Genomic DNA, 11,433 nt, shown 5'->3' with positions numbered 1-11,433 from the left:
AATATTTATTATAAAAAGTAAGCTTGTGTGTTGCTATACTTGGGGCTTATTGAAATATATTTACATCCGTTTGCAAAAAGGGAATTATTGGGATTTTTTGAATCATTTTTGGGTTTTGAGTTTAAGGGAAGAAGGGAATTAGATATCTTTTTTGAGGGATTATCTAGGGAATAAAATCACTAAAACATCTTTTGCAATCATTTTTAGTTGTTTGCAGTATTCGTGCTGTAGGTGGCGTGGCATTGCTTTTTGCTTTGCCGAACATTTGAGGCTTGTTGAAATGGGTTTTATAATTTTTGAATCAATCAATCGTTTAACGCGATAATCTTGCAGATTAATGGATTCCAGCAGTAAAAGAAGCGCTACGTACGATATACTCCGAGCGGAGGTTTTCCGTTTGCGAGGAAAGCTTAAGTCTGTGCAAGATTACTCGGAGCAGAACTTTAACCACCTTAGCAAGCGGTTGAAGGTGTACTTCGAGGAGATACAGAAGATTGCGTCGGATACGGCAGCTATACAGAGCGTAGTGGAGGGGATGGGAAATACTCAAGGCCATTTACAGCAGGATACGTTGAGATTAAAGGAGTACCGAAGTACGCTATGCTCCCTATTCCGTACGTTTCAGGTTATTCAGCGCCAGTGCTGGAAGCTAAAAGCAGAGCTCGATGCAGAGCGGAACGCCTTTAAGGCTTTGGCCGATGGAGCAGCTCTACATTGCTGTGGCTCCGATATGGCTGCAAGCCCTAATGTTGAGGTTGTGGAGCTGCTAGAAATGCAAGTTGCCGGTATCGAGCGTTTAGGTAGTAGGTTAAGCTCGCTTCTGGAGCCCATTTCGCAGGCTGTAAATGCATTATTCTTTATCAGCAAGTACTTCGATTTGGCCGAAACCTTCGTTGATGGAGAAAAGCGAAGCAACAGTTCGCTTGCCGCCCTAACGATTGCCGTAGAGAACGATTCGCGCATATGCTTGGATAGCATAGGTAGCCTCACCACGAACATACAAATGCACGATTTGGTGCGGCAGCGCATAGAGCATATTGACTATATCTACGAGACCATTATTGATGAGCTTAATGGTAGCGGGGATGCCGATGCTACAAACTTAATATTCTTGCCAATTGTGCCTGAACTGGCTCGTCTTCACATAGCGCAGCTCGAATCGGCCAAGGAGGAATGCCTAGGAGCCTTTTTTACCATTCGCGATGTGCTGAATACGATTGATACGCGAATGGCCGACTCGTTGGAGGCTTATGTAGAGCTTACGTGCCTTGGAATGCTACACGATGCCGATTTTAACCACAGGCTAGAGCGCTTGATGGAGCATTTTATTCCTAGCTTACTTGCCCACGAGCAAAATTACATTCAGGCAGTAGGTGGGATGCAGGCATCCTTTCAGCGTATTAAGCTGGGGCAGCTTAAGGCCCGAACGAGCATGGTTGGCTACCTAAACGGATTGGTCCAGAAGCAGCCTAATAATTCTGGTTTTAGAATTCTATACGACGAGGCTGCTGCTTTTATATCAGATATGCGTACAGCACTGCTTAAACTCGAGATGGAGGTGGCTAACATTAGCATGCTATTTACCGAAGCGGCTAGCCAGCTCGAGCAGGTAAGCGCAACCTATGGGAAAAGCCATAAGGCATTTTACAACAATTCGGTGTACTCAACGTACGCAAAAAAGTGCGGCACTAAGGAGCACAGCCCTCTCCTGTCAGGATGGGCATACGACGAGAATACGCGCGAAGTGCATGGTCGGTATACCGAATTTTTTGGCGCCAAAATATCGGAAGTGGTCAACGATTTAGAGCGGCTGGCAAGTAGGCCAAGGCTGCTTAGCGCTTCGGAGGAAAGTATAAAGAGGGGATTCAAGAATATAGAAAAGGTGTATACGATGCAGAGCGAAAGGGATATCCATCGCCAACATTATCTGGGTTTTAAAGGGAATGAACCTAGGATACCGAGCAGTGCAACGGCTGAACATGCTGCAGGCGATGATAACCTCGAGCTCTTCTAATGGGGGTATTAGGAATGAATGGGATGTTTTATTGCAGAGTGGCTAAGCAGGAGTAGGCCAGCCACCTATACAGTAAGGGTATAAACGTATTAGAGTTGGGAATTCTTAGTTTGAAACAAGTGCATTGCCTCTTGAAACTGGTCAATTTGGTTTAGAAATAGAAATCCCATGCAGAAACTAGCGGTTAAAGCTTGTGAATGTTAAGCTAAGTATTGGAAACTGCTGGCAAAGCTGCTGAAAGTTTTTACAAAGGACGTCCAACTTTCGTCTAAGCTTCGAATACTTTCGTCTAAGCTTTGGAAATCTTCAGCTAAGCTTCGGAAACGTGCAGCTAAGCTAAATAGATTCCATTATAAGCGTCGACAAGGTAGAGCTAGAGCATGGAATTGGGATACAAAGAGGTAAGAAGGGAATAATTAATGGGAATTAATTTGGCTGTTGTGGATATGGATGGTGTTCAAGAGGCATGCACTAAATTTTTGGCTACAACAACACACAATTGTGGTAATTACTATACAGTAGGGAATGAAAGCATTTAGCGTAAAAAGTGAAATATCACCTTCGGATGGTGCTACAGCCATTACCATAGAGGGCGCCCTAACGTTGGCCAATGGCTATGCGCTTAGGAATAGCCTGCTTGAGGTTCTTCCTCAGGATGGAGATGTGCATATTGTTGTTCGAGAAGTTGATGATATCGACCTGTCGGGCTTACAGCTGCTGGTTGCGCTAAAAAAGCGGCAGCTTCGGCGTGGAAAAAAGGTGAGCTTTGAGGTAGCGCTTACTGCCGAGCTTAGGGAAATGGCTGTCCATTCGGGGTTTACCTTTTAGGTGGTGCTAAGTAGGACGGAACTTTTACTTGAAACTTGAAAAAACGAGAATACAGACTATGGGGAAAAGCATTTTAATTGTTGACGATTCCGAAAGTATTCGAGAGGTTGTCTCGTTTACGTTGGAGAGCGCAGGACATCAGGTAATGAAGGCTGAGAACGGTCAAGATGCGCTTAAGTTCCTCGATGGAACCAGCATAGATCTGATGATTACGGATCTACACATGCCAATTATGGATGGAATAGAGCTGATAAAAAATGTACGAGCCAATGGCAGCTACCAGTTTATTCCGATCCTTTTCTTAACCACCGAATCGCAAAACGAGAAGAAGATGCAGGCCAAGGAAGCTGGCGCTACGGGCTGGATCGTTAAGCCGTTTGTACCAGAAAAGCTCCTTGCCGCTGTTGCTAAAGTTGTGCGCTAATGGATCAGTTTAAGAAGAAGTTTTTCGAAGAGGCGTTCGACCTTATTCAGGATCTAGAGGACTCCTTGCTGATTCTGGAGGAAGATCCGGACAGCAGCTCCCATATCGAGAGGGTCTTCAGGGCTATGCATACGATTAAGGGCAACAGCGCAATGTTTGGCTTTAGCCACATCGACCGCTTTACCCATAACCTAGAAACGGTTTACGACTTTGTGCGACAGGGCAAGCTGAAAATTACCTCTCCGCTTCTTACGGCAACGCTATCGGCGGTCGACCAGCTAAAAACGCTGCTCAACGAGGGCGATACGGTCTCCGATGAGACGATGGCGGAGTCTTTGCGAATAACCGAACAGGTAAATTCGTTTATTGCTGGCACTGCAAAGGTTGGCGAAGAGGAGGACAGAGGGCTGGCGCTTTTGGCTAAGGATGCTGATATAGCCTCTACGTACTTTATCTCCTTTAAGCCTCATGCCGACATCTTCAAAACTGGAACCAACCCCCTCTACCTTGTCGATGAGCTTTGCAGCTTGGGCAGGAGCATTACCTATGCTCATACCGAGGCCATCCCGGAGCTGTCTTTGGAGATGGAGGCCGACTCCTGCTATACCGCATGGAGCATTTTCCTCGCCACAACCGAGGATGTAAATGCGCTATACGATGTTTTCATATTCGTGGAGGGCTCCTGCGAGGTTGATATTACGCTTCTTGCCGGTATCGACCTTTTGGGCAATACCCAGTTCTCCGACAGGATCGCCGAACTATATTTGGCGGGTGGCGCATTTAATGCTGCCGAGCTAAAGCACTACGCCGAGACGTTATGCACCTCCGAACAGGCCTTGGAGTGTGCTCAAACCGCAAGAAGAACGGTAACCACCAAGGAAAATACGATATCCAGTATCCGCGTTTCGTCGGATAAGGTTGATGGGCTGATGAATCTGGTTAGCGAGCTGGTTACGATGCAGGCCCAGCTAAGCCTTTTTGCAGAAAAGAGCTTGCTGCCCGAACTCTCGGCCATATCCGAGAATATGGATAAGATAACCCGCCGTTTGCGCGATACCGCTTTCGGCATTTGCCTTATTCCGCTCGACAGCATGCTAACCCGCTTCCATCGCTTGGTTCGCGATGTGTCTAAAGAGCTGGGGAAGGATGTTGCCTTTATCACTGAGGGCACCGACACCGAGCTGGACAAGACGGTGATAGAGAATTTGGCCGATCCTATAATGCATATCCTTCGCAACAGCTTAGATCATGGCATCGAAAGCGCTCAGGAGCGAGCTGCAAAGGGCAAACCTGCGCAGGGAACCATTCGGCTTAGGGCATTTTACTCGGGAACCAACGTTCATATCCAGATATTTGAAGATGGTAGGGGCATAAATCCAGAAACAATACGGGCAAAGGCCATTGAGAGCGGAATCATAGGTGCCGATGCGGTGCTAAGCAAGCAGGAAACCCTCGATCTGATCTTCCGTTCGGGCTTCTCTACCGCTGCACGGGTTACCGAGCTTAGCGGAAGAGGCGTTGGTATGGACGTGGTGAAGCGGAAGATATCTGAAATTAGGGGAGAGGTGGAGATCGACTCCGAGGTGGATAAAGGGACCACCATTACGATTAAGCTTCCGCTGACGCTATCCATAATAGATGGATTGCTGGTAAAGATATCGGAAACCTACTTTGTAATACCGCTATCGGCGGTTGATACCATATACGCAGCAAAGCATACCGACCTAAAGAAGTACAACAACATGGTTGTGCTGGCCGGTAGGCAAATGCCCTACGTTTACCTGCGAACCTACTTCGACTATCCTGCCAACGACGAAGACCAGGAGCAGATCGTAGTTGTCAGCTACTCTGACATTAGTGTTGGATTGGTTGTAGACCGGGTAGTGGGCGAGTACCAGGCTGTTTTAAAGCCGCTGGGTAAAGCCTTTAAGAGCTTAGACTTTGTAAGCGGGGCTGCCATTCTTGGCGATGGAACAATTGCGCTGGTTTTAGATACAACAAGAGTAATACGGCAGGCTACTGCACGGTAGCCGATGCTGGCTGAATACTATTTTTTACTGAAACTAACAGTAAAACTGTAACGATTTTAAATCAATGGGATATGGCTGAAGAGAAATTAGTACTCAATTCGTATCTGTCTTTCAAGTTGGGCGAGGAAATATTTGCGGCTAACGTCAGCAAGGTTCTCAACATTCTTGAAATGACGAAGATTACCCAAGTGCCCAAGTCTCCTCCTTACATGAAAGGGGTTATCAACCTTAGGGGCACTGTTCTTCCGGTTGTTGATACGCGGTTAAAGTTTGGTATGTCGGCAACCGAGTTTACCCCCAACACCTGCATTCTGGTGATGGAGGTAGAGGTAGATGGGGAAGCCCTGCAGGTTGGCGGGCTGGTGGACTCCGTTCAGGAGGTACTAGAAATAGACCTCAAGGAAATTCTACCTCCACCAAATATTGGCAGCAGGTATCGCTCGGAGTTCATCAACGGTATGTATAAGCTCAACGACGATCACTTCATTATGCTACTCGATATGGACAAGGTGTTCTCGTCCGACGAAGCACTTTTCCTACGCGAAAGCACGCCTGATGCAGGCAACGACAACCAATTTTAAATCATCTAACAAGTAGGTCTTATGTTTGAGAAAATGACGCTTAGAGGAAAGCTGCTTTTGGGCTTTAGCTCTGTTGCCCTTATAGTTGCAATTGTAGGTATCTTTGGGATTCTACAAATGAAAAAGATCACAGAAGCAGATACTAAGATGTACGAGTATATTACAGTACCCATTGCACAAATAACTCAGGTTGCAGAGGATATACAGGATCTGAGATCTGTTTACAGGGATATGATTAACACTAACGATCCGCAGCGATTCAAACTGTTGGAAGAAGATATCGATAGACTTCGAGGTAATATAAAGAAAAACTGCGATGATTACTACAAAAGCTGTTGGACAGATGAAGATAAGGCTATGTTTAACGCCTTTATGTCTGAACTGAACCCATACTATGTAGAAACGGACAAAATCATTGCTTTTGCAAAAGAAAACAAAGATGCTGAAGCCCTAAACCTACTTTATGATGAAAGTGGTGCATTTAGAAAGCACTATACCGCAGTTGTAAAGGCTGTTGACGATATTGTTGCCGATAACATAAAGGTAGGTGAAGAGATTGCTGTAGAAAATGCCCATATTTCAAGATCGGCAACCATTGCGATGTCCATTCTAATTGTAGTTGCTGCAATTCTTGCAGTAATACTTGGAGTGATAATTGCTCGAAATATTCAGTTTATTATAAAGTCTCTTCTTGATGAGGTTAAAAAGCTGGTTAGCGCAGGTGTTGATGGGAAATTGGCGACTCGTGGCGAACCTGAAAAGGTAAACTTTGAGGTGCGTGAGATTATCGTTGGGGTAAATGACATGCTTGATGCAGTAGTAAAGCCCCTTAATGTTGCGGCCGAATATGTTGATAGCATTGCTAAGGGCGATCTTCCAGAAAAGATTACCGATAATTACAATGGTGACTTTAATGTAATAAAGAATAACATCAACACCCTTATTGATACGCTAAACGATATTACTAATAAAGCTAAGCTGGTGGCCGAAGGTGATCTTACTGTAGAGTTAAAGATGCGCTCGGAGAACGATGAGCTTATCAAGGCGTTGATGAATATGGTTAAGGGGCTATCGGAGGTTGTTACCCAAGTTCAAATAGCGGCCGACAATATTGCTGCCGCAAGCCAGGAGTCTAGCGCCTACGCGCAGCAGCTATCGCAGGGTGCTTCGGAACAGGCATCTGCTACCGAAGAGGTTTCTTCGTCGATGGAGGAAATGTCGTCCAACATTCAACAGAATACGGAAAATGCTCAGCAAACTGAGAAAATATCGCTTGCAGCGTCGCAGGGAATGCTTCGTATTAGCAAGTCGGCTGAAGAGAGCATGAGATCGGTAAAGGAGATTGCATCTAAGATTACCATTATTGGAGATATTGCCTTCCAAACCAATATACTTGCCCTTAATGCGGCTGTAGAAGCGGCACGTGCCGGCGAGCATGGTAAGGGTTTTGCGGTGGTTGCTGCAGAGGTTCGCAAGCTTGCCGAGCGTTCGAAAATTGCTGCCGAAGAGATTGACATCCTTTCGAAGAATAGCGTTGATCTTACCGAGGAGGCTGGCAAGCTAATGCATCAGATTATCCCAGATGTAGAGAAGACGGCTAGCTTAGTTCAGGAGATTACTGCAGCATCTCTGGAGCAGAATTCTGGGGCCAACCAAATTAACAACGCCATTAACCAGCTCAACCAGGTTACGCAGCAAAACGCTAGCGCTTCCGAGGAGATCGCGTCAGGTTCAGAGGAACTTTCGAACCAGGCCGATCAGCTACGCGAGCTAATAGGATTCTTTAAGGTTGAAAATGCAAGATATTCTAAAGTTCAGCTTCAGGCTGCTAGTCAACCAAAGCGTAATGTACAACCTCAGCATTTGAATGTAAAGGATAGGTATCAGGATACTTCGGTAAAAAGCAAGGGCGTAAAAATAAGCTTGCACCCCGAAGCAAAAGATTCTGATTACGAACGATTCTAACAATATAACCTGCTAAAAGGTCGGATTGCTGTACGGCATATTGTGATGGAGATTTGTAGGGGAGAATTTCGTACAGCCAATAGCCTCGATCTTTTTTAGTAGGTAAATATTGTTGGGTTAAGGGTTCTCTACCCTCTGTCTAAAGCAGCAGAGGGTAGAGATTAATTCTGGTCGATATTTACATTCAACAGAAGAGCATGAATATTAGTCAACTTATCAAAATAGCGACCTACATTTCGGGCAGCATAGAGGCTAATGGCATTTGCAACCATTACCAGAGCCTTATAGGTCATTGTAGACGAGCATCAGATGGAGACTCCGCTGTTACATCAGCAATGGTTGGCGAAACGTTGAGGCTGCTGGAAGATGGAAACAGCAAGTTCGATCCGAAAAGTTGGGATAGGGGCGTTCTTCGTATCTACGAGAAGCTGGAAAACCCCAGCTTGTTTGGACGTCAGGCTTCGGAGCTGCTTAGGGGGCTTTACGAGCAGAGTAAAGGAGACTACTCGCTGCTGTTAAAGGAACTCGAGGGTAATCATACCCGCATTCTTGCGCTATTAAATCAGCTCGGTCTGCTTGTGGGTAGCTTAGAGCCGCTGGTAGGTCCTTCGGTAGAGATTGGAGATGCAGTTGATAATGAGGAGAGGAACCATCTACTTCAGATATACTTTGAAGGGGCTCTTTTTATTAAGGATATCAACCAACTCGAAAAGTTTTGTCGAATATGGAGCAGCATCCTATCATCCTTTACTACGCTAACCCGCGAAAAGGCGGAGGAGGTTGGGATATACGATATTGAAATGAGCTCGATAACCTTTTACGCCGGCATCCGAACGCTTAACGCGCTCTCGAATGGAACCTACCGTATACTAAACCAGTACCAACGAATTCTGGAGATAAAGCGCATGCAGCAAGAGCTTACCGAAATGGAGCTGAACAATGCGGAGGTTATTGTTGAACTTTTGGAGGACGAAATATCAAACGTCGTGGACGAGGAATCGTCGGCTATTGCCTCCGAGCTTTTGGCGAAGTACGAATGGGATGAGGAGCTGGAGGATGGCGCTGACGTTTACCGTTTGGTAAAGACTTCGCTTAAGCAAACGCTCAGCTTTGTAGAAAAAGGGGGACGAATTTTCTCAAATCATTCTAGCGGATTGAAAGCGGTTAACGAAAAGGTTGTACAAATGCTTCAGTCCTTAAAAGAAGCCGAAAGTAGGCAACAAAATGCCGAAATCTTCAATTTTGAATCAATTTAGGTGAACTTACAGGTGTAAGATCAGGCGCGCATAACGTTTTGTACCCATACTTTTACTAAATGCAGGATTCTCTTCAAGCAGCTGATATTGCTCATAAAATGTCGGCAAAAGATTTTAGCCGTTTGAGCGACTTTATCTACAACAGCTATGGGATTAGAATGCCCGTAGAAAAGAAGCTAATGCTACAGAGCCGGCTTCAAAGGAGGTTGCGTGCGTTAAACATGACCTCTTTTGGCGAATATGTAGACTACGTGTTTGGCAAGAATGGCCACGAGGAGCTCGTGCTGATGATGGATCAGGTGAGTACGAACAAAACTGACTTCTTTCGCGAAGCGCATCATTTCGATTTTTTGGTAGATACCATTTTACCGGAGCTAACGGGTGGCTCATCGTATAAAAAGAGCTTGAAAGTATGGAGCGCCGGATGCTCCAGCGGCGAAGAGGCCTACACCTTGGCAATGGTAATGGAGAGCTACATGGAGCAAAATAGCAGCTTCGACTACCACATTCATGGTACCGACATCTCGACTAAGGTGCTACAAGTTGCCGTTGATGCGGTTTACAAGGAGGAAAAGGTGGAGGTTATTCCGTTGGCTTTAAAGAAGAGGTTTCTGCTTAGGAGTAAAGATCCGCTTAAAAAGACGGTTCGGATAGTACCAGAGCTGCGTGCAAAAGCCTCTTTTGCACGGCTAAACCTTATGGATGCCAGCTACGATGTTCCAAATAGTTTCGACATTATATTTTGTCGGAATGTGCTTATCTACTTCGATAAAAAGACGCAGGAAAGTGTGATAAATAAGCTTGTAAGTAAGCTTAAGCGAGGAGGATACTTCTTTCTTGGTCACTCCGAGTCGATAATGGCGATGAATGTTCCGTTGAGGCAAGTAAAGCCAACAATTTTTGTAAAGATATAGCCCAATAAAAGCAATATAGAAATGAAACTTACCGATGTGGAACTTCTCGACGAACTTAAGAGTCGGTTTGAGGAGAATGCCTACTCGCTAAAGCATTTGAGCGAGCTTAACCTCGAACTGATGAGCTTAAATAGGAAGTTGGAAGAGTCCGAGAAGATGAAGAGCAACTTTCTATCCAATATTCGCAACGAAATTGTTAACCCGTTTGCATCGATATTGGGCTTGGCTACCCATATACAAGCTTGTGGTCCCGATAGGATGGATAAGGTAAGGCAAATGGCGGCGATGATACATTCTGAGGCTTTTTCGTTGGACTTTCAGCTGCAGAATATATTTGCTGCGGCCGAATTGGAGGCGGGCGAATCTCATCTTAGCTGCATGAATGTAGATGTAAGCGCCTTGCTTGAATCTGTTATCGAGTCGTACCGTTTTGAACTCCAAAAGAGAAGCATTACGGTAGATCTTACCTGCAGCTGCAAAGGTATGGAGTTTAAGACAGATGCCGGGAAGTTGAAGCTAATAATCCTAAACCTGTTGGATAATGGGATTAAGTTCAGCCAAATGGGCGGTAGGGTAGAGATTGTCTCAAGTTGCAGCCAAGGTATCCTAGAAGTTGCAATAAGGGACTACGGGATTGGAATAGAGGAGAAAAACCTTGCGTTTATATTCGACCGCTTTAAGCGCATTAATACCGATGTCAATACCTTAAACGGGGGATACGGTCTTGGACTTACGGTGGCTAAGGCAATGCTCGAAGCCCTAGAGGGAACAATAGAGGTACATAGCAAGGTAGGCGAAGGATCTCAATTTATAGTTCGAATTCCGGAGGCAAAAGCTGCCGATGAGGTAGAAGGCTTTGCTGCCGATGCTAACGAGTTTATGTTCGATTCCGATAATGAAATTTTCTAGCATTATCCCCAATCCAAATTAGCATAATGGACGATATCGAACAGCATTACCTATACCCTTCGGCTCTATTCGCTAGCGCTAGGCCTCATAAGGTTGTAACCGTTCTTGGTTCTTGCGTGTCGGTTTGCCTATGGGACCCTTTTTTACGTATAGGGGGCATAAACCACTACATGCTTCCGCTTTGGAATGGCGAAGGGCTAGCATCTCCTAAGTATGGGAATATTGCCATCGAAAAGCTGATAGAGCGGATGCTCTACTTGGGAAGCCGAAAGTCAAACCTACAGGCAAAGATATTCGGAGGTGGCGAGGTGATTGATGTAAACATCTCCGGTAGGTTTCGTATTGGTGAGCGGAATATTGCTATTGCCAAAGAGCTGCTGGAGGAGCATCGGATTCCTATTGTGGCGCAAAGCGTTGGTGGCAAGCGTGGGCGTAAGCTGATGTTTCTGACATCAACGGGCGAGGTTTTTCAGAAAATTATTGACAAGAATTCGCACGAAATTGGAGGGTGA

At 45.5% G+C, this 11,433-nt stretch carries 10 protein-coding genes; all 10 read left to right on the top strand.

Annotated features, from left to right (window positions below):
- Positions 1 to 337: 337 nt before the first annotated feature.
- Positions 338 to 2,014, top strand: a complete 1,677-nt coding sequence (locus tag CLV25_RS12725) for a hypothetical protein (RefSeq protein WP_131840040.1) — start codon at positions 338 to 340, stop codon at positions 2,012 to 2,014.
- A 525-nt stretch (positions 2,015 to 2,539) separates the two neighbouring features.
- The gene (locus CLV25_RS12720; RefSeq protein ID WP_131840039.1) at positions 2,540 to 2,842 is read left to right on the top strand and encodes an STAS domain-containing protein; all 303 of its coding nucleotides are present in this window, start codon (positions 2,540 to 2,542) and stop codon (positions 2,840 to 2,842) included.
- A 58-nt stretch (positions 2,843 to 2,900) separates the two neighbouring features.
- Complete coding sequence (locus CLV25_RS12715) at positions 2,901 to 3,266, top strand: response regulator (RefSeq protein ID WP_131840038.1); 366 nt, start codon at positions 2,901 to 2,903, stop codon at positions 3,264 to 3,266.
- A complete protein-coding gene (locus tag CLV25_RS12710; RefSeq protein WP_131840037.1) occupies positions 3,266 to 5,296 on the top strand; it encodes a chemotaxis protein CheA in 2,031 nt (676 codons plus the stop codon). The genes CLV25_RS12715 and CLV25_RS12710 overlap by 1 nt, the downstream gene beginning before the upstream one ends.
- 71 nt (positions 5,297 to 5,367) lie before the next feature.
- Positions 5,368 to 5,877: a chemotaxis protein CheW gene (locus CLV25_RS12705; RefSeq protein ID WP_131840036.1), complete on the top strand. Its 510-nt coding sequence runs from the start codon at positions 5,368 to 5,370 to the stop codon at positions 5,875 to 5,877.
- Between the two features lie 21 nt (positions 5,878 to 5,898).
- Positions 5,899 to 7,842 carry a HAMP domain-containing methyl-accepting chemotaxis protein gene (locus CLV25_RS12700; RefSeq protein WP_131840035.1) on the top strand — a complete coding sequence of 648 codons (1,944 nt, stop codon included), beginning with the start codon at positions 5,899 to 5,901 and terminating at the stop codon, positions 7,840 to 7,842.
- Positions 7,843 to 8,039: 197 nt separating this feature from the next.
- On the top strand, positions 8,040 to 9,098 hold the full coding sequence (locus CLV25_RS12695) for a hypothetical protein (protein WP_131840034.1): 1,059 nt from the start codon (positions 8,040 to 8,042) through the stop codon (positions 9,096 to 9,098).
- A gap of 59 nt (positions 9,099 to 9,157) precedes the next feature.
- Entirely contained in the window at positions 9,158 to 10,012 is an 855-nt protein-coding gene (locus CLV25_RS12690; RefSeq protein WP_131840033.1) for a CheR family methyltransferase, read from the top strand.
- 21 nt (positions 10,013 to 10,033) lie between these two features.
- Positions 10,034 to 10,921 carry a sensor histidine kinase gene (locus CLV25_RS12685; RefSeq protein WP_131840032.1) on the top strand — a complete coding sequence of 296 codons (888 nt, stop codon included), beginning with the start codon at positions 10,034 to 10,036 and terminating at the stop codon, positions 10,919 to 10,921.
- A gap of 26 nt (positions 10,922 to 10,947) precedes the next feature.
- A complete protein-coding gene (locus tag CLV25_RS12680) occupies positions 10,948 to 11,433 on the top strand; it encodes a chemotaxis protein CheD (RefSeq protein WP_131840031.1) in 486 nt (161 codons plus the stop codon).

The organism is Acetobacteroides hydrogenigenes (genome assembly GCF_004340205.1).
Taxonomy (GTDB): domain Bacteria; phylum Bacteroidota; class Bacteroidia; order Bacteroidales; family ZOR0009; genus Acetobacteroides; species Acetobacteroides hydrogenigenes.
This window is presented reverse-complemented; position numbering and strand designations above follow the sequence as displayed.

Excerpts from the sequence above, each read along its gene's own strand:
- CLV25_RS12725 (WP_131840040.1), top strand. The coding sequence starts at position 338 with ATGGATTCCAGCAGTAAAAGAAGCGCTACGTACGATATACTCCGAGCG.
- CLV25_RS12720 (WP_131840039.1), top strand. The coding sequence starts at position 2,540 with ATGAAAGCATTTAGCGTAAAAAGTGAAATATCACCTTCGGATGGTGCT.
- CLV25_RS12715 (WP_131840038.1), top strand. The coding sequence starts at position 2,901 with ATGGGGAAAAGCATTTTAATTGTTGACGATTCCGAAAGTATTCGAGAG.
- CLV25_RS12710 (WP_131840037.1), top strand. The coding sequence starts at position 3,266 with ATGGATCAGTTTAAGAAGAAGTTTTTCGAAGAGGCGTTCGACCTTATT.
- CLV25_RS12705 (WP_131840036.1), top strand. The coding sequence starts at position 5,368 with ATGGCTGAAGAGAAATTAGTACTCAATTCGTATCTGTCTTTCAAGTTG.
- CLV25_RS12700 (WP_131840035.1), top strand. The coding sequence starts at position 5,899 with ATGTTTGAGAAAATGACGCTTAGAGGAAAGCTGCTTTTGGGCTTTAGC.
- CLV25_RS12695 (WP_131840034.1), top strand. The coding sequence starts at position 8,040 with ATGAATATTAGTCAACTTATCAAAATAGCGACCTACATTTCGGGCAGC.
- CLV25_RS12690 (WP_131840033.1), top strand. The coding sequence starts at position 9,158 with ATGCAGGATTCTCTTCAAGCAGCTGATATTGCTCATAAAATGTCGGCA.
- CLV25_RS12685 (WP_131840032.1), top strand. The coding sequence starts at position 10,034 with ATGAAACTTACCGATGTGGAACTTCTCGACGAACTTAAGAGTCGGTTT.
- CLV25_RS12680 (WP_131840031.1), top strand. The coding sequence starts at position 10,948 with ATGGACGATATCGAACAGCATTACCTATACCCTTCGGCTCTATTCGCT.